At 32.9% G+C, this 19,470-nt stretch carries 13 protein-coding genes; 7 read left to right on the top strand and 6 right to left on the bottom strand.

What is annotated here, in order from left to right; translation table 11 throughout:
- Positions 1–6 precede the first annotated feature (6 nt).
- From WPG_RS06935 to hemA, 3 genes are read right to left on the bottom strand one after another with little or no spacing between them, the layout of a single operon-like run.
- A complete protein-coding gene (locus tag WPG_RS06935) occupies positions 7–702 on the bottom strand; it encodes a cyclase family protein (protein ID WP_045470804.1) in 696 nt (231 codons plus the stop codon).
- A gap of 3 nt (positions 703–705) precedes the next feature.
- Positions 706–2,286: a hydroxymethylbilane synthase gene (gene hemC / locus WPG_RS06940; RefSeq protein ID WP_045470806.1), complete on the bottom strand. Its 1,581-nt coding sequence runs from the start codon at positions 2,284–2,286 to the stop codon at positions 706–708.
- Entirely contained in the window at positions 2,279–3,529 is a 1,251-nt protein-coding gene (hemA, locus tag WPG_RS06945; protein ID WP_045470807.1) for a glutamyl-tRNA reductase, read from the bottom strand. Before hemA ends, hemC begins: the two co-directional genes overlap by 8 nt.
- 225 nt (positions 3,530–3,754) lie before the next feature.
- Here hemA and WPG_RS06950 point away from each other — a divergent pair, with 225 nt between their 5' ends.
- The gene (locus tag WPG_RS06950; protein ID WP_045470809.1) at positions 3,755–4,654 is read left to right on the top strand and encodes an AraC family transcriptional regulator; all 900 of its coding nucleotides are present in this window, start codon (positions 3,755–3,757) and stop codon (positions 4,652–4,654) included.
- A 3-nt stretch (positions 4,655–4,657) separates the two neighbouring features.
- Here the strand turns inward: WPG_RS06950 and WPG_RS17760 are convergent, their stop codons facing one another.
- Complete coding sequence (locus tag WPG_RS17760; RefSeq protein ID WP_084221536.1) at positions 4,658–8,956, bottom strand: TraB/GumN family protein; 4,299 nt, start codon at positions 8,954–8,956, stop codon at positions 4,658–4,660.
- Between the two features lie 14 nt (positions 8,957–8,970).
- Positions 8,971–9,288, bottom strand: coding sequence for a TraB/GumN family protein (locus WPG_RS06960; protein ID WP_052471183.1), 318 nt, complete (start codon positions 9,286–9,288; stop codon positions 8,971–8,973).
- A gap of 221 nt (positions 9,289–9,509) precedes the next feature.
- On the opposite strand from WPG_RS06960, the gene hemH reads away from it, so the two are divergent.
- The 6 genes from hemH to WPG_RS06990 are packed head-to-tail and all read left to right on the top strand — an operon-like array spanning position 9,510 to position 17,905.
- Positions 9,510–10,547 (top strand): ferrochelatase, encoded by a 1,038-nt coding sequence (gene hemH / locus WPG_RS06965; RefSeq protein ID WP_045470810.1) that lies wholly within the window; start codon positions 9,510–9,512, stop codon positions 10,545–10,547.
- Positions 10,547–11,902 (top strand): MATE family efflux transporter, encoded by a 1,356-nt coding sequence (locus WPG_RS06970; protein ID WP_045470811.1) that lies wholly within the window; start codon positions 10,547–10,549, stop codon positions 11,900–11,902. The genes hemH and WPG_RS06970 overlap by 1 nt, the downstream gene beginning before the upstream one ends.
- Before the next feature lie 45 nt (positions 11,903–11,947).
- The gene (locus WPG_RS06975) at positions 11,948–15,034 is read left to right on the top strand and encodes a WD40/YVTN/BNR-like repeat-containing protein (protein WP_045470813.1); all 3,087 of its coding nucleotides are present in this window, start codon (positions 11,948–11,950) and stop codon (positions 15,032–15,034) included.
- Complete coding sequence (locus tag WPG_RS06980; protein ID WP_045470815.1) at positions 15,034–15,582, top strand: CopD family protein; 549 nt, start codon at positions 15,034–15,036, stop codon at positions 15,580–15,582. Before WPG_RS06975 ends, WPG_RS06980 begins: the two co-directional genes overlap by 1 nt.
- 29 nt (positions 15,583–15,611) lie before the next feature.
- Positions 15,612–17,066, top strand: a complete 1,455-nt coding sequence (locus WPG_RS06985; protein ID WP_045470817.1) for a sensor histidine kinase — start codon at positions 15,612–15,614, stop codon at positions 17,064–17,066.
- 56 nt (positions 17,067–17,122) lie between these two features.
- On the top strand, positions 17,123–17,905 hold the full coding sequence (locus WPG_RS06990; RefSeq protein WP_045470819.1) for an enoyl-CoA hydratase/isomerase family protein: 783 nt from the start codon (positions 17,123–17,125) through the stop codon (positions 17,903–17,905).
- On the opposite strand, the gene WPG_RS06995 is transcribed toward WPG_RS06990, so the two are convergent.
- Positions 17,906–19,330: a Gfo/Idh/MocA family protein gene (locus WPG_RS06995; RefSeq protein WP_045470821.1), complete on the bottom strand. Its 1,425-nt coding sequence runs from the start codon at positions 19,328–19,330 to the stop codon at positions 17,906–17,908.
- Positions 19,331–19,470 lie beyond the last annotated feature (140 nt).

A 19,470-nucleotide genomic window follows, 5' to 3' on the forward strand; every position in this document is an offset into this window, starting at 1 on the left:
TTTTGATTAGTTTTCAAATACGGCAATAGCTCTTACAGGGGAGCCTGTTCCTCCTTTTATTTTCAATGGTAATCCTATAAAACGAAAGCGTCCTTTACCAATTAATAAGTTAAGGTTTATTAAATTTTCATAATGTGTAAAACCTAATTTACCGCATATTTTATGGACTTCTTTATTTGATATTCCTGGAACACCAGGTGACATAGTCTCAACCCCAAAAGCAGATATTTCCTTTACACCTAACCATTCTGTAGCTTCACTAGTTATACCATGACCTTTATTCCAATTTTCAGTTCCAAAAGCTTTTTGATAATGGTTAGTACATAATAAAACGGTATCCCCTTTTTTTATCTCTATATTAGCTTTTTTACAAGCATCTTCAATTTCATGTGCGTGTATAAGTTCTTGAAATCCTTTATGTGAAAAATCCAAACAAATACCTTCAGTATAGAACATTGAAAGCGGCATTGTATCTATTGATTGTTCTTTATATTCTTTTGCCATATGATTTATAGCATCTACATGTGTACCTGTGTGTTCTCCAAGTTCTAATTTATAAACACTTGGTGTTTTGATTTTGGGATTTTTAATACCCTCCCATTCTTCATGAGAGTTATGCATAATTATTTTCACCTGAGGTAAGTCTTTGTATACAGGCATCCCTGAGTAGATCTCTTGGCTTAAGTCAATGATTTTTTTCATAGACTAAAGATAATATTCGTTTACTAATTCTATTACGCTTTCAACAGTTGGTACTCTTGCAATTCTAACATCTTTAAAATATTGTTTAGCTACTTTTGCAGTCGTTTCACCAATACAAAAAGCAATGCCATTAGCTTTGTTTTGTTTTAAGAAACTTTCAACTGTAGATGGACTGTAAAACATTACACCATCTAAGTTGCTTTCAACTTTATCTGCATTAAACTTTGTTTGATAGGCTTCAATTTCGTTAACTGTAATATTATTTTCAGTTAATATACTTGGTAAATCGTCTAGTCTTAAATCACTACAGAAATAGGTGACCTCAGTACCATCGATATATTCAACCAAATACTCAGCTAGCTTCTTAGCATTAGCTTCTGTATGTTTAACTTTTCCAATACGCTTTTCTACCATACGTTTGGTTCGTCTACCAACACAATAGATATTTTTGAATTGCAATTCTGGAGCAGAGAAGTTGTTTAATAATGATTCTACAGCATTTTTACTCGTAATGACAACATTCTGAATTTCATTTCTAATTAAACTTTTAGATAATCGGTTCAAACTAATTTTTATAGCATCATTATTTTTTGCAACAACATCATTATGAAATAAAAGCCGTTGATCGTCAGTCAGTTTTTTAGTGGAATAAATATTTGTAGTTTTATCACTTCTTTGCAACTGATCTATTAAAGTTCTCCCCCCTTTTTCAATAATGTAATCTGCAGCAAGTTTTGCTAACTCATCTTTTTTATCTAATGCTACAACTTTAGTATATTCTATCTTTTTTGTGCCATCTTTACTTAAAAGTACACCTTTAAAATTGACTTCTTCTTCCTTAGTGATATAACAAATAGCTCCAATTGGTGCAGTACAGCCTCCTTCGAGACGATTTAAAAATTCGCGCTCTATTGATGTACAGATTTCACTTACTTCGTCATTGATTTCTGCACAAATAGTTCTAGTTTCTTCGTCAGCTTCTAAAGCAGTAATCATTATTGCTCCTTGTGCAGGTGCAGGAATCATCCAATGAAGATTTATTGACGTCTCTGGTGTAATATTTAATCTACCTAAACCAGCTCCAGCAAAAATAGCTGCATTCCAATCTTCGTTATTTTCAAGCTTTTCTAGTCTAGAGTTGACGTTACCTCTAAGTCCAACAATAGTATGTGTTGGATAACGATTTAACCATTGTGCACGACGCCTTAAACTGCCTGTGGCAATAATTGCATCTCTGGCAGATAAGAACTCTTCATTTTTTTTGTAAACAAGGGTATCATTAATATTTCCGCGTTTTAAAACAGCGGCTTGTACAATACCTTTTGGTAATACAGTAGGAACGTCTTTAAGTGAATGTACTGCAATATCGATATCCTCGTTAAGCATTGCAATATCCAATGTTTTTGTAAAAATACCCGTAATACCTAATTCGTATAATGGTTTATCAAGAACTAAATCTCCTGTAGATTTTACAGGTACTAAAACGGTTTTATGTCCTAAATGCTCAAGTTGAGATTGAACCGTTTTTGCTTGCCACATAGCGAGCTGGCTGTCGCGTGTGCCAATGCGAATAATTTTAGACATTATCGGTAGTTTCTAACTGAAATATTTTTTTGATGAGTTCTATACTCTCGTCAGACGAGTTACCATCTTCTCTTAAGTGGTGTGCAAACTGATTGGTAATTTTCTGTATGAGATTATTGGTAATCAATTCTGCTTGATCTTCGTTAAAGTTAGCTATTTTTTTACGTTGCGTATTAACTTCAGAGTTTTTAAAATCAGTTAATTTGTGCTTTATAGCCTGAATCGTAGGTACAAATTTTAAAGTGTCTAACCACGCGTTAAACTCTGATTTAATAGCTTCAATTATTAATTCGGCATCAGGAATAAATGCTTTGCGTTTCTCTAGAGTATCATCAGTGATTTTTGCCAAATCATCTAAATGTACTAAAGTGATATTTGAGTGTTCTCTAATATCCTCATTCACGTTTTTAGGAATAGAAAGATCTAAAACCAAAAGTGGTTTTTGAGTAGAAATTAAAGACTTATAAACCGTAGGATTTTGTGCGCCTGTAGCTACAATAACAATATCAGAAGTATTAATTTCTTCCTCTAGATTTTCGTAGTCTTTAACGATGAGGTTAAATTTTCCAGCAACTTCTTCTGCTTTATCTTTTGTTCTGTTGATTAAGGTGATGTGCGAATTCTTGGTATGTTTCACCAAGTTTTCACATGTGTTGCGTCCAATTTTCCCTGTTCCAAAGAGTAGAATATTTTTCTCAGATATATTTTGAACCGTGTTCATTATATACTGAACAGAAGCAAAAGACACAGAGGTTGCACCAGATGATAATTCTGTTTCGGTTTTGATACGCTTACTAGCCCTTATCACTGCATTAACCAACCGTTCAGTAAAAGAATTGAGCAAGCCTTCTTTTTTAGATGCTTTTGCGCCGAACTTAAGTTGACTGATAATTTCAAAATCTCCAAGAATCTGACTATCTAACCCAGAACCAACTCGGAACATATGATTAATTGCCTCTTTGTTTTTATAAACATAGGCAACTTCTTGAAATTCTTCAACGGTGCCTTTAGTATTTTCACACAATAAGTGAATAAGTTGATAAGGATGTTCTGCAAAACCATAAAGTTCGGTTCGGTTACAAGTAGAAACAACCAAAACACTTTCAATATTACTTTGTTTTGCTTGAGATAACAAATTTTGTTTTGCGATGTCGCTCAAACTAAAATGACCACGCACTTCAGCATCAGCTTTTTTATAGCTGAGACCAATAGCATAAAAATATCGACTCTTTTGTTTTTGCATTCGCTTATATAACAACTTATTGTCGTTTTATCCTGAAAGTTAATTTTCAACAACGGAACAAAAATAATTTTGTTAGCCTAAAAAAAACAACGCTGGAAGAACTTAAAGTATCGTTTCTGGGTTTTTAAGATTCTTTTCGACGAAAAGATGATTTTTATCATATTTTTGTAGTAAAATCAAGGGTTTTTTGACCTTTTGTTTAGAACGAATCTAAATAAGAAGAAAATGAATATAGAAAAATCAAGCTCAAAAAGTATCGCTACAAGTACTTTTGATGAAACTTTCATTGAAGATGGCTTTTTTGTGTTAGCTAATAAAAACGAAAGTGATACTTTAGAAATTCTTGAACGTGAGATTGATAGTAGTTATATTCAATTTCATTTTTGCACTAAAGGCATTGCTGCTTTTGTTTTTAATCAAGGGAGTTATACTTTAAATATTAATGAAGACACGTCTTTATTACTTTATAATCCACAGCGTGATTTACCAATTCATTTAGAAATGCAACCGCATTCTTGGTTGGTATCTTTAGTAATTTCTATTAAAAAGTTTCATGGCCTATTTTCGGAAGATGCAAACTATGTGACGTTTTTAACTGATGATAATAGAAATAAAAAGTATTATAAAGATGGAAAGATTTCTCCATCCATGGCTGTGGTTTTAAACCAGATGATAAATTTTAGTTTAAATAGCTCTATTAAGCCATTGTACTTTAAGGGAAAGGCATACGAATTATTGAGTTTGTTTTTTAATAGAAGTGAAGATGCTGATATAGAACAATGTCCGTTTTTAGTAGATGAGGAAAATGTAGCAAAACTCAAAAAAGCTAAAGATATTATTATTGCTAATATGGCTGAACCTCCTAGTCTACAGGAATTGGCGGATGAAATTGGCTTAAATCTTAAAAAACTCAAAGAGGGTTTTAAGCAGATTTATGGCGATACGGTTTATAGCTTTTTATTTGATTATAAAATGGAAGTGGCTCGCAAGCTTTTAGAATCTGGAGATCATAACGTCAACGAAGTTGGGCTAAAAGTTGGTTACAGTACGTCTAGCCATTTTATAGCAGCTTTTAAAAAGAAGTTTGGGACAACACCTAAGAAGTATATAGTTGCTTCGAGTTGAGTATTAGAATCTATATTCTAACTTCAATAAAACAAATCTTGGTAAAAGTCTATATTCAGTTGTAGAACTGCCAATATCACTAATGGAAAAACTTCTAAACGTTTTTGTATTTAATAAGTTTTTTCCAGATAACCCTACGGTCAACTTATCCTTTTTTAATTTATATCTCATATCAAAATCTAAAAAGTAGTAAGTGTTTTCTATTTGTAGATTCCCAAAATAGTATCGCTCTGTTTGTATCTGAGCATCAAATTTGTCATTGAACACAATACTTAAGTCTAAGAAACTAGTATTGTTTGTAAAGGAATTATTAATAATTGTTTCTATTTTACTGTTAAGCCATTTTGTGCCAATATGGTAATTAAATATCCCTTTAAAGCCAGAACGTAATTCTAAACCATAGTTGAAATTTTGAGAATTTACGGTTCTTAAGCCTGAGTTATTTACAATATTTTTAAATTCATTATTAGTATAGCCTATATCTAACTTTAGATTAGAAGCCATAAATTTTAGGTAATAATCCAATTTTAAATTTATGGTTATAAATTCACGATCTTGTATAAGTATTTTACTAGCCTGTGTAAAGTTTTGGTTAATCACTGTATTTGTAGTAAAGAAATCATGATTTTTACTATACAATAAAAATGTGTTAGCAAAAAAGCGATCGCTCCAATTTCCTAATTGGTAATTAACATTTAAGCTTGAAGCATCTAGTTGATTGAAATCTCCAGTACCAGTAGAAAAAGAACGAAATCCTGTCAGCACAAAATTATCATAAACATCTAAGGCATTGGCATTTGTGGTATTGTAACTATAATTAGTAATAATTTTGTTTTTATCATTTATTTTCCAATCTAAAGTAATGCTTGGATTAATAAAAAAAGGATTCTGTGATTGAGAAGAATTAAAATTTTCAAGTCTATTGAATAGCTGGTGAAAATTAGCCTTGGCAGCTAAACCAATGTTACCAAATTTAAAACGGTACTTACTTTTAAAGTAAAGGTCATTGGACGAATATAATAACTTATTTTGAAAACCATTAGGTTCATCAATTAACACATTGTCTTCTAAGAGTGAAAATCTAGTGTCTATTTGGTTGTAGCGATATTCGTTACCAAGTTTTAATTCTAATAAATTGCCATTTTCCTTTCGGTCTAAAAGGTGCGCATTCAATCCTAAAAATTGCATTTTGTTACTACTCGCCTGTTTAACGTTATCAGCAGTGTTTGAATCTTGAAATAAATCCTCATAGAAAAACTGATTGATGCTATAATTTTGAGGTGTTTTTTCGTGGATAAAACGACCGGTTAACAAGAAAGCCTTGTTGTTCTTGAATTTGTTTGTATAATTGATTTTTTGGTCAAAAAGAATATTTTGGTACTGTAGGCTCTCAATGGTAGAATTACCATTAAACAATAAATTAGATCCATCTTCAAAATTACCATTGTTATATTTAGTGGTCACTTCAAGCATTTTGGTTTTAGACATGTTGTAAATTAAGTCAACTTTGCCAAAAGCTAATCTTTTTTTATTCCGTAATCTATAATCTTCGGTATTAGTAAAGTTGGCATTATTTACATCGGTAACCTCAGTACTGTTTCTAAAAAAATTAGTCTCATCCCAATTAAAAAAACCTAATGTTTTAATTTTCAGTTTATCGTTAGGGTTAAAAATGGCATTTAGTGATGCCAATTCTGCATTATTAAAATTAGTTCTGTTACGTTTAAAATTTAAAGCCCCAGCTGATAAGTTGAGTAAATTGTTAACTTTCTGATTGTCTCCAATGCTTCCTGGTTCGTCAAAGCGAAATGGTCTTATGAGTTGTTCTATATCACCTGTAGCATCATAACCTATACTATTTCCATTAGCTAGAAAATAATATTTATTTTTTTTACCAAAATTCATCAAGTTACATTTGAGCTGATAAAAGCTATCATTGCCAAAGCCTAATTCTATATTACCAAACCAGATGCGTTTAGATTTTTCATCTAGCTTAAGATTTAGAGCTACTTTATTACTTTCCTCTATATTTTTTAATAGTCTGTTATTTGAATAACGTTTTAGGATTTCTACTTCTTCAATAGGATAGGCTGGCATATTTTTAGAAAGTATTTTATAGCCTTTTTCAAAAAGGTCATCTCCATCTACCATAAGCTTTTCAATTTCTTGATTACCCACTTTTATAGTTCCTTCGGAATCGATATTTAGACCAGGTATTTTTTTTAATAAATCTTCAATTGTAGACTCGGTGCCATTTGTAAAGAATTTAGTTTTAAATTTTATAAGATTGTAAGATTCTAAAATAATACTATCGTTTGCCCTTAATGCTTCAAAAAACTGAGCAGTTTTATCATTGAGGACACTTTTACCCATTAGAGTATCTATTGGAGTAAATGAATCATAAAACTCTGTAACAAAAGTTGAAGGACCACTAATTGAATCGATTAAAGTTTTTAACTCAAAAAGAACACCTTTTTTTAGAATATTTTTTACCAAGACTTGTTTTGCACTTGCTGAATCAGTATAACTAAAACTAAAGGCATAAGTATCGTCTAATTTTGATTTATTACGGTTAGAAACCTTGAACTTTTTGTTGCCAGCATAATAACGACTATAATTCATTTTCTCTTCTGTTTCTTTCCATAAACTATCAATATTATGATACATCTGTAGATCATGAAATTTTCGTCTAGAAATTATAATTTGCTCATTGGATTTACTAGAATATGTCGTCGATTTTATTTTCTCTTCGTAATCTTTATCCTCCTTACCATCGCTATAACCACCAAAAGAATATGGATTAGGAATAGGAGGCTTTGTATTTGTTGTTACAGAGAAATGCAAAGATGTATCCACAACTTTCTCAAAACCTTTGTGGTCAGTTGTATTGAATTTAAAAGACTTAAAAAATGCTGTTTTGTCTATTTCATTAGCACCAACATAACCTAACAAATAATAGCTTCCGTCTTTTACAATAGTTTTTAAATGTAAGTTTTTATTAGAAGTTGAATCCAATAGAGCTTTAGATTCGTAGGTTTTATAATCACCAGCTTTAAAACCACCTTCAGCTTCTGCTAACTTATAATTTTTATGAAGTGCATGGTGAAAATATTTAGCTTCAAAACTATCTTCTTCTATATAAGAAATATCATGAAGAGCAGCTTCTTCAAGAAAATAATAGGCATCATTTTTATAACCTTCTAAAAGTTTCTTACCGCTGTTTTGCATGTTGCTAGTAATGAAATATTCAGGGAAATTAACCTGAAACTTTTTATTAGGGGATACAAATAATTTATTCAATTCCGATGGCTCTTTTAATACTATAGAGTTAAATATTTTCTCCTGATGTTTCAATACAAAATCACTACGACCAGCAAATTTCATAATTATAATCTCTAGAGGAGTCTGGTAGATATGATATTTCTGAAACTCTCCTTTTTTTGTTTTATTAATGATGCTAATACCAGGATAAGGGACTCTTAGTTCTTCTTTTTTAATAATATCTCCTGGAATATCTTCGTATAATAAATTGTCAATATCTTTTAAATTAATATTCTCTTTTTCGTTAGGTAAGTATAAGAAACGACTGATTCTATTTACAGTGAGATAAGCACCATTGGTCATATCAGGATCTAAATAATATTTCTGACCAGCATAAGAAAACTCACGTAATTCATCATAGGTGTTTAATCCCATAAAGTCATCTGGAGTATAATGCATTTTTAACACAGGTGCTACGAAAAGACTATCCAACTTCAGTTTTTCTGCTTTACTGTAATCAGATTGTTTAGATGTTAATGATTTTACCTTATAGCCACGTTGACGGAGCATATTAATCATGCCTTTATCACCCGGCAAATGCGCTGCACCAACACCAGCAAAAACAGACTTTTTCGGCATAAGTTTTTCTAGAGAAATAACCATATTCTCGTTTCTGATGTAAAGCATGTTTTCTCTACAAAATTCTGTATTTACTCCAGCACCAATCGAATCTAATAAATCTAAATTTCTATCACGATATAGATTTTCTTGGATGTGGTATGGATTCTCTTTAGCATATAATTTTTGAATCCATGGATCTAAATCTTTTTTATTGGCATTATATGCCGCTTTAGTTGTTAAATAACGCGATTCGGCTAAATCTTCTAGGCCATAAATTTTCTTATTGTTTTTCTTACCAGCTTGGAAAATAAACATATCCAGATACGATTCTTCTTCAAAATTATCTGAGGCATTATTTTTTCTATACAAATAAGTATTAACTGCATTATTATCCATTCGCACAGAACCTCTAATTGCCATTTCTTCGGGATGCGTTAGTTTGAAAGGTTAGTATAAAACTCACTTCTGCAGTTGTTATAATAAGCCATTTCGTTAACCATCATATCGAAATTAAAACCTGGCCAAGTAGTTGGGTCAGACTCTAAAGCAACACAATCACTTTCATTTAAAGCTTTATAAAACACATCGTCCAATCTAAATGCTACTTTTTTGCTAACGTGCATGTTACCATATAAGTATGATGGCTTTTCAAGACCATTTCCTGTAATCTCCCATAGTAAGCTTTGATATTTTTGTTGTGAGAAACAGACTAGTGAAAATAGAATAAGAAGTAATGAAGTGATTTTTTTCATAATAAAATTTAATCAAGACTCGTAAAGATATTTAAATCCATGAAAAAGCAATATACAATTACTAAAACTCGACAAAAAACAAATAGTATAGACAATAGATGTTAAGGAAATAACAAATAAAATTGAAAAACATTTGATGATAGTATTATAAATAAAACCTATAAAGAGAATTGTAATCAATTGCACATAGAGTTGTATTTTTGTTTTTGAAAAAGAAAACTATGTCAAAAGGAATATTACTTGTTAATTTAGGATCTCCAGATAGTCCTAACCCAAAGGATGTAAAAAAGTACTTGGGTGAATTTTTAATGGATGAACGTGTAATTGATTTACCATTACTTGCAAGAACGGTTTTGGTAAAGGGAATAATTCTTAATACCCGACCAAAAGCGTCTGCAAAAGCTTATAAAAAAATATGGTGGGAAGAAGGCTCTCCTTTAATTGTATTGTCAGAGCGACTTCAAGAGAAAGTGCAAGAACAAGTTGATTACCCAGTGGCTTTAGCCATGCGTTATGGAAGCATGACCTTAAAAAAAGGAATACAAGAATTAATAGATAAAGGCTGTACAGAGATAAAGACAATCCCTTTATATCCACAATTTGCAATGGCAACTACTGAAACAATTGATGTTAAAGTAGATGAATTGATCAAAGAATATTTTCCACAGGTAAAAATCACAAGAACACCAGCATTTTATAATCGCGAAGATTACATTAATGTATTATCTAAGAGCATAGGTGAGTTTCTGAGCGATTTGGATTACGAGCATATTTTATTTAGTTATCATGGTGTTCCGGAAAGACACATTCGAAAAAATGATATCACTAATGGAAATTGTAAAATGAATGGGAAATGTTGTTTTAAAAAGGGTAGTGAGCAACATGAATTTTGTTACCGTCACCAATGTGAAATTACTACAGTGAACGTGGCTAAAAAGTTAGGTCTAAAAAATGGAACGTATTCTACAACCTTTCAATCTCGACTCGGATTTGATCCTTGGTTGAAACCTTATACAGACAGAACTATTGAAAGAATGGGAAAAGCAGGTACTAAAAAAATGGCCATTGTAACTCCAGCATTCGTAAGTGACTGTTTAGAGACTTTGGAAGAGATCGCCATGGAAGGGGAAGAAATATTTCATGAAGTTGGTGGTAAAGAATTTACAGTCATTCCTTGTTTAAATGAGCGTGAGGATTTTGCTCAGGTATTAAGTAACATCATAAATGAGTGGGCAACTGCTGAAACCACAGCCGTTTAGTGGCTAAGTTAAACTCAGCCGATTTAGGCACTCAACCCATAGGGAAGTTACTGATAAAACAGGCTGTGCCAGCTTCAATAGGTATATTAGTAATGTCACTAAATATCTTAGTGGACACTATTTTTGTTGGGCAATGGATAGGATCTACTGCCATTGCAGCCATAAATGTAGTACTTCCTGTTTCTTTTTTTATTGCCGCTTTAGGTATGGCCATTGGTATAGGTGGTTCTTCAATAATATCGAGAGCGTTAGGCGCAAACAACTCAGTAAAAGCTTTAAAAACTTTTGGTAATCAAATAACACTAACATCAGTTGTAACCATCCTCTTTGTAGTATTTGGGTTAATTTACATTAATGATATAGTACCAGCATTTGGAGGCAAAGGTGCTATTTTTGAGCCAGCAAGAATTTATTATAGAATTGTATTATATGGAGTGCCCATTTTAGCATTTTGTATGATGGGAAACACAGTTATCAGAGCAGAAGGTAAGCCTAAATTTGCGATGTATGCCATGTTGTTTCCGTCTGTAGGAAACCTTTTATTAGATGTACTTTTTATTAAAGTATTTCATTTTGGTATGGCAGGAGCTGCTTGGGCTACAACAGGGTCTTATTTGCTTTGTTTCTTATTTATACTTTGGTTTTTCTTATCTAAAAATTCAGAATTAAAAATCAATATTAAACATTTTGGTCTAGATCTTCCGATAGTTAAAGAAATAGGTTCATTAGGTTTTGTAACATTATCGCGCCAAGCCATTGTTAGTGTTACCTATTTATTAATGAATAATATTCTGTATGATCTTGGTGGCGAAACTTCAGTAACTGCTTATGCAATTGTTGGGCGCATGCTCATGTTTGCTTTGTTCCCAGTCTATGGTATTACACAAGGGTTTTTGCCAATAGCAGGATTTAATTACGGCGCAGATAAATATAAACGTGTTTATGAAGTTATTATAACGGCTATAAAGTATGGTGTTATTCTTTGTGCTATCATCTTTATTTTTCTGATGATTTTCCCAGATGCAATAATAATGTTGTTTACCCAAGACGCTGAAGTACTTAAAGAAACACCTTCAGCCATGCGTTGGGTTTTTGCAGCGACTCCAATAATAGGTGTACAATTAATAGGTGCTGCTTATTTTCAAGCCATAGGCAAAGCAATTCCAGCATTATTGTTAACACTTTTAAGACAAGGTTTATTCTTTATTCCGTTAATATTTATTCTTCCTAAATACTATGGAGCTTTAGGTGTTTGGATGGCATTTCCAATTTCAGATGTTTTGGCAACAATAGTTACGGCTTATTTTTTACGTCGAGAGGTAAAGTTAAATTTGGTGCCAAAGGCGATAGAATAATTTTTAATCCGTAATTTTAGATTCTATAACCAACCATTTTATAGTATGCGATTTTCAACCATTATAGCAGTAATTCTGCTATCGTTTTTTAGCTTAAACACTCAATCACAAAACTTTCAAGAATCAGATTATGGCGCTTTAGAATATCGTCTACTTGGCCCTTTTAGAGGAGGTAGAAGTGCTGCCGTTACAGGTGTACCTAATCAGGTAAACCTATATTATTTTGGATCTACTGGAGGAGGTATCTGGAAAACAACTAATGGAGGTCGGCAATGGGAAAATATCTCTGATGGCTTTTTTGGAGGAAGTATTGGTGCTATAGCAGTTTCAAAAAGCGACCCTAATGTTATGTATGTTGGTGGTGGTGAAAAAACAGTAAGAGGTAACGTATCGTCTGGATATGGTATATGGAAAAGTGAAGATGCTGGTAAAACTTGGAAATCTTCAGGATTAAAGACGTCAAGACATGTACCAAGAATAGCTATTCATCCTACAAATCATAATATTGTATATGCAGGTGTCATGGGTAACTTATATAAACCAACCCAAGAACGTGGAGTTTATAAAAGTATTGATGGAGGTAAAACTTGGAAGAAAACGTTATTCTCTAATGCACATGCTGGTGTTGTTGATTTAATTATGGATCCAACAAACCCAAGAGTATTATATGCTTCAACTTGGAGAATTAATAGAACGCCTTACAGTCTTAATTCAGGAGGTGAAGGCTCTGCGCTTTGGAAAAGTACAGATAGTGGAGAAACGTGGACTGAAATTTCAACTAATAAAGGATTTCCCGAAGGTACTTTAGGGATTATAGGAGTTACAGTGTCTCCTTTAAATAGTCAACGCATTTGGTCTATTATTGAAAATAAAGACAAAGGTGGTTTATACCGCAGTGAAGATGGTGGTGAGACATGGACGCAAGTTAATAGTGAACGCAAATTGAGACAACGTGCATGGTATTATACAAGATTGTATGCAGATACCGAAGATGTGAATACGGTTTATGTTTTAAATGTGCGTTATCATAAAAGTACTGATGGTGGACGAAATTTCAACACATACAATGCACCACATGGTGATCATCACGATTTATGGATTGCACCAGAAGATCCAAAACGAATGATTATCGGAGATGATGGTGGAGCGCAAGTCACTTATGATGGTGGTGAAACATGGAGTACATACCACAACCAACCTACATCTCAATTTTATCGTGTGACTACTGATAATGCATTTCCGTATCGTATTTATGTGGCACAACAAGATAATTCTACGATTAGAATTCCACATCGTACGGATGGAAGATCAATTACGGAGGATGATTGGGAATCTACAGCAGGAGGTGAATCTGCACATATTGCAGTAGATCCTAAAGATAATGATATTGTTTATGGAGGAAGTTATGATGGCTTTTTAACAAGAAGAAATCACAAAACTGGAACGGTTAGAGCAATAAATGTTTGGCCAGATAATCCTATGGGACATGGTGCTGAAGGAATGAAATATCGTTTTCAGTGGAATTTTCCTATTATATTCTCTAAGCATAATCCAAACCGTCTTTACACATTTTCTCAGCATGTACATGTCACAGAAAACGAGGGACAATCTTGGGATATTATTAGTCCAGATTTAACACGTAATGATCCTGAAAAACTAAAGTCTTCAGGTGGTCCAATAACACAAGATAATACGTCTGTAGAATATTACTGTACAATTTTTGCGGCTCAAGAATCGCCTCTAAAAGAAGGTTTGCTTTGGGTTGGTAGTGATGATGGTTTAATTAACGTTACTCAAGATGGAGGTAAAACGTGGACCGATGTGACTCCTAAAGGCATGCCAGAATGGATGATGATTAATAGTATAGAACCTAGTGCTTTCGATGAAGGAACTTGCTATGTAGCAGGTACAAAATATAAGACAGGAGATTTTGCACCATACTTATATAAAACTACTAACTACGGAAAGAGCTGGACAAAAATTACGAATGGTATAAATGCAGAGCATTTTACAAGAGTTGTCCGAGAGGATCCTAAGCGTAAAGGTTTATTGTATGCTGGTACAGAAACAGGCATGTATATTTCATTTAATGATGGTAAAGATTGGAAACCATTTCAGTTGAATTTACCAATAGTACCGATAACAGATTTAACCATTAAAGACAATAATTTAATTGTAGCTACACAAGGAAGAAGTCTTTGGATGATTGATGATTTATCGGTAATTCATCAGTTATACAATGCTGATTTAGGTAAAAATTTACTTTTTAAACCTAAGGATACTTACAGAATGCGAGGAGGAAGCAGAAAAGGAAGTAAAACAAGTGGTACAAATCATCCTAATGGTGTAATAACCTATTTTAATTTGAAAGAATTAAAGGATGATGATAAAATTTCTCTAACCTATTTTGATACCAAAGGAGATACAATTAAAACCTTTTCAAATACAGATAAAAAGAACAAGCTGACTGTTAAGAAAGGCGGTAATCAATTTGTCTGGAATATGACTTATGACGGAGCGGAGCGTCTCAAAGGTATGATTTTATGGTGGGCAAGTTTACAAGGACCAAGAGCAATTCCTGGTACTTATAAAGTAAGTCTAAATGTAAATGGTACAGAGCAATCACAACCATTTACTATTGTAGCTGACCCAAGATCAGAAAGTACTTTGGGTGATATGGAGAAGCAATTTGCATTTATAGAAGACGTAAATAAAACTATGGATGATGCACATAAATCTATTAAGAAAATAAGAGCGGTTAATAAGCAATTAGGAGCTTTTCAGAAGCAGTATAAAGATGATGATAATGTAAAAGACTTAGTTGAAAAAGCAAAAGCTTTAGAAGAGCAATTGTCTAATATTGAAAAGGAACTCTATCAAACAAAGAACCGAAGCGGACAAGATCCTCTAAATTTCCCAATTAAATTAACTAATAAATTAGGGCATTTAAACTCTTTAGTAAGTATGGGAGACTTTCCACCAACCGAGCAAGATATTGCTGTTAAGAATGAATTATCAGGTAAAATTAAGGCACAATTAGATGCTTTTAATACTATTTTAAACGATGAGGTGAAGGCATTTAACACTGCCTTTAATTCTAAGCAGTTAAACTATTTGTTTGTTGAGGATTAATGGAATACTACAACTACATAAAATCCTTACATCTGATTTTTGTTATCACATGGTTTGCTGGGCTATTCTACATTCCACGCTTATTTGTGTATCAGATTGAAGCTTTTCATAAACCGTCTCCAGAAAAGGAAATTTTAGGTAAGCAATTAAAGCTTATGGCTAAACGCTTATGGTTTATTATTACTTGGCCTTCAGTAATTCTCGCAACATTATTTGCAATTTGGTTACTAATTTTAATACCAGAGTATTTAAATCAGAGTTGGATGCATGTAAAACTTTTGTTCGTTTTTCTATTGTATATATATCATTATAAAACACATATATATTACAAGCAATTGCAGAGAGATGAGGTAAAAGTAACTTCAAATTTTATGCGTATTTGGAATGAAGGAGCAACATTTATTCTCTTTGCAGTTGTCTTTTTAGTGATTTTAAAAAGTTCTATCAATTGGATTTTTGGGATTATTGGAATTGTTGTCTTTGGGATTCTTATTATGTTAGGTTTTAAAATTTATAAAAACATACGCTCTAAAAATCCGGAAGCTTAGTTGGCTTGATTATTGCTATATTTAGCTCAATGAAAATAAAACGACTGTCCTTAAGAATTAGAATATTTGTAGCTATGATACTCTTAGTGTTATTGGCTTCAATCTTAATTGCAGCAGTTACCATTTATCAATATAATGATGAGGCTAAAGATTATAATAAGGAACGATTAGAACGAAAGGAAAGAGCAATAAGGAGTAGTGTAGATTTTGCTCTTAGAGAAACAACTTATCCTGTTACTACAGAGAATATACCACTTATCTTTAAAGATGTCATTTTTGATATTGATGCTATTCACAACCAAAAAATCATTCTCTATGATTTAGAGGGTCAATTATTAAAAAGCTCAAAACGGATAATACATAGAGACACTTTAGATACATGCTTAGATGCTGAAGTTTTAAATCAACTATCAAATACTGTAGAACATCGTTATGTGGTTAAAAATCAAGAAAACGGACAAACGTTTCTATCATCATACACGTATATAACTGACAGAAAGTTTAAAAATCTAGCAATTTTAAATTTACCTTATTTAGAAGATGATGATTTTTTCAATAAGGAACTTGAAGAGTTTTTATGGCGCTTAGGCTATGCTTATTTAGCCATGATTTTAGCTGCTATTGTATTTGCTTATTTTATTTCAAAATATATCACTAAATCATTGAAGACTATAAGTGATAAAATGAATGAAATTAGACTTGAAAAACGAAATAAAAAAATTGAAGTAGAATCATCTAGCGATGAAATTGAGATTTTAGTGAATTCATACAATAGTATGATCGATGAGTTAGAAGATAGTGCTGTAAAATTAGCTACTAGTGAACGTGAACAGGCTTGGCGTGAAATGGCAAAACAAGTTGCTCACGAGATTAAAAATCCACTAACACCAATGCGTTTAAGTGTTCAGAGCTTTCAACGAAAATTTAATCCAGAAGATGAGAATATTCATCAAAAAGTTGAAGAGTATAGTAATACATTAATTCAACAAATAGATACGATGAGTTCTATTGCGTCAGCATTTTCCAATTTTGCTAAAATGCCTGCACAAAAGAGCGAGGTTCTAAACGTAGGACATATTGTAAAGTTAGCCTTAGATATATTTAATGAACATTATATTACGTTCTTTCCAGAGGAGGAAGAGATTATTGCTGAGTTTGATAGAACACAATTGATTAGAGTAGTTACTAACTTAGTTAAAAATGGTATACAAGCCATACCAGAAAATTTTGAGAACCCTAAAATAGAGGTTCGTGTTTTTAGTGAGAATAATGAGGTGAATATTACAGTAAAGGATAATGGTTCTGGTATATCTGAGGAAAATAAAGCTAAGGTATTTGAACCTAAATTCACTACCAAAACTAGTGGTATGGGCTTAGGATTGGCGATGGTAAAAAACATTGTTGAAGCTTATGAAGGAAGTATTACCTTTACATCTCAAGAAGGAAAAGGTACCACTTTTAAAGTGTCTTTTCCAAAGGAATAAATGAAATCTATTACACTCAAAATATAACAAAGAGTCTTTTAAAATTAAATTGAAATATGTCTTACAGTAACATTACCTCAGGATTTGATAGCGGAATTACAACAATTACAATCAACAGACCTAATAAACTAAATGCTTTAAATAAAGATACCATCCAAGAATTACACGATGCTTTTGATGAGGCTAATGAAGATATTGAGACCAAAGTAATCATTATTACTGGAAGTGGAGAAAAGGCCTTTGTTGCAGGAGCTGACATCAGTGAATTTGCCAATTTTAGTATTAATGAAGGTGGGAAGTTAGCAGCTCAAGGCCAAGCTTTACTATTTGATTTTATAGAAAATTTGGGTACACCAGTTATAGCGGCTGTTAACGGTTTTGCGCTTGGTGGAGGCTTAGAATTAGCTATGTCTTGTCATTTTAGAGTGGCAAGTACTAATGCAAAAATGGGTTTGCCAGAAACGTCACTTGGTGTGATTCCAGGTTATGGAGGTACACAACGATTACCACAATTAGTAGGTAAAGGTAGAGCTATGGAACTAGTAATGACTGCAGGTATGATTGATGCAAACACAGCTAAAGATTACGGTTTGTTAAATCATGTCGTTGAACAAGATGAATTAATACCACTTTGTAAAAAAATTGCAGGCAAGATTATCCGAAATTCTTCAGTAGCAATTAGTAAAGCCATAAAAGCTATTAACGCCAATTATAAAGATGGCAAAGATGGCTACAAAGTAGAAATTAAGCAATTTGGAAAATGCTTTGGCACCAAAGATTTCGTAGAAGGTACAACAGCTTTTTTAGAAAAGCGTAAGGCTGATTTCCCTGGGAAATAATTACTTAACTTCCCAACCTTTTCTATAATCTCTAGTTACCCAATCATTAGCTTTTTCGTAATTAGTAACACGCATTGCGTCTCCATCCCAAAGTAATTTTCTTCGACCAGGATAATCAAAAGGTGCCCAATCTTTTTGTGTTTTTCCTTCTTTTAGAACTTTATACTGAAATGCCTTTATAGCTAAATTACCCATAAGTACAGATTCAGTTAATGGTCCTGCATAACTAAAAGGTGATGAGGTCTTTATACCTGTCATACAAGCTTCTACCCAATTAAGTGCATGACCACCTCTACCATTTTTTATTCTAGGTAATGTTGGTTCTGGCTTGTTGAAATATTTCATATCGCTACTCGGTAATAATCTTGGGTTACCAGAGTAACAATCTGTAACTAACATGCCTTTTGTACCGTAAAACACACTTCCTCCACTCCAATCACCAATGAATTCACCATCTTTTAGTTCGTCTGGTAAATCTGGCATAATTCCACCATCGTACCAATTTAAACCTACATTTCCATGCTTTTCGGTATCAAACTTTAAACGTACTATTGATGATGGCGGACAAGCTTTATTATAATTGGCTTCTACAAAATCACCAGCCCAAACCGTTGTGCAACTTGCTTCAGCTTCGTATGGATAACCTAGTCCTAAAGTTCTAAAAGGAGTCTCCATAATATGACAGCCCATATCACCTAAGCCTCCTGTTCCAAAATCCCACCAACCTCTCCATTTAAATGGCAAATATGCTGAATGGTATGGACGATCTTGTGCTGGACCTAACCATAGGTCCCAATCGAGACCTGGTGGAACAGGTTCACCTTCGTTAATATTTCTAAGCCCTTGAGGCCAAACTGGCCTGTTGGTCCAACAATCTACTTTTTCAATGGTTCCTAAAACACCAGAGTCAATCCATTCTTGAGCGACTCTAATACCTTCACTTGAGCTTCCTTGGTTGCCCATCTGCGTTACGATTCCCTTTTCTTCAGCAACTTTTGCCATTAAACGTGCTTCATGGATATTATGAGTCAAAGGTTTCTCTACATAAGCGTGTTTTTTAGCCCTCATAAAAGGTAATGCAATGGTTGCATGTGTATGGTCAGGTGTTGCTACCATTACAGCATCAATTTCACTAATGTGTTTATCGTAAAGTTTTCTGAAATCTTTATAGCGTTTAGCCTTAGGATGGGCTTCGTAGCTTCCTTTAGCCATATTATCGTCAACGTCGCATAGCGCAACAAACTTAACTTTTTTAGTAGCAGTTAGTTCTCTTACAACGCCACCTCCACGGCCACCAACACCAACAGCGCCAACATATAAGGTGTCACTTGGAGGAATATGAGTTTTACCCAAAACAAAACTTGGTACAATGGAGAAAGCTGCAGTAGCACCTGCTGTTTTCTTGATAAAATTTCTACGTTTCATAGGAAGCGATAATATTAGTTAGTACGTTATGAAGGTATAAAAAAAATGTGATTTACTTTTTTAGATATATTATTCTTCCTACAATTTTTGTGAATAACGAATTTGTTTATTAACAGTTAAGGGCACAAATTAGGGGTAAT

Origin of the sequence: Winogradskyella sp. PG-2 (assembly GCF_000828715.1) — a bacterium.
Taxonomy (GTDB): Bacteria; Bacteroidota; Bacteroidia; order Flavobacteriales; family Flavobacteriaceae; genus Winogradskyella.

Excerpts from the sequence above, each read along its gene's own strand:
- WPG_RS06935 (WP_045470804.1), bottom strand. The coding sequence starts at position 702 with ATGAAAAAAATCATTGACTTAAGCCAAGAGATCTACTCAGGGATGCCT.
- hemC (WP_045470806.1), bottom strand. The coding sequence starts at position 2,286 with ATGTCTAAAATTATTCGCATTGGCACACGCGACAGCCAGCTCGCTATG.
- hemA (WP_045470807.1), bottom strand. The coding sequence starts at position 3,529 with ATGCAAAAACAAAAGAGTCGATATTTTTATGCTATTGGTCTCAGCTAT.
- WPG_RS06950 (WP_045470809.1), top strand. The coding sequence starts at position 3,755 with ATGAATATAGAAAAATCAAGCTCAAAAAGTATCGCTACAAGTACTTTT.
- WPG_RS17760 (WP_084221536.1), bottom strand. The coding sequence starts at position 8,956 with ATGGCAATTAGAGGTTCTGTGCGAATGGATAATAATGCAGTTAATACT.
- WPG_RS06960 (WP_052471183.1), bottom strand. The coding sequence starts at position 9,288 with ATGAAAAAAATCACTTCATTACTTCTTATTCTATTTTCACTAGTCTGT.
- hemH (WP_045470810.1), top strand. The coding sequence starts at position 9,510 with ATGTCAAAAGGAATATTACTTGTTAATTTAGGATCTCCAGATAGTCCT.
- WPG_RS06975 (WP_045470813.1), top strand. The coding sequence starts at position 11,948 with ATGCGATTTTCAACCATTATAGCAGTAATTCTGCTATCGTTTTTTAGC.
- WPG_RS06980 (WP_045470815.1), top strand. The coding sequence starts at position 15,034 with ATGGAATACTACAACTACATAAAATCCTTACATCTGATTTTTGTTATC.
- WPG_RS06985 (WP_045470817.1), top strand. The coding sequence starts at position 15,612 with ATGAAAATAAAACGACTGTCCTTAAGAATTAGAATATTTGTAGCTATG.
- WPG_RS06990 (WP_045470819.1), top strand. The coding sequence starts at position 17,123 with ATGTCTTACAGTAACATTACCTCAGGATTTGATAGCGGAATTACAACA.
- WPG_RS06995 (WP_045470821.1), bottom strand. The coding sequence starts at position 19,330 with ATGAAACGTAGAAATTTTATCAAGAAAACAGCAGGTGCTACTGCAGCT.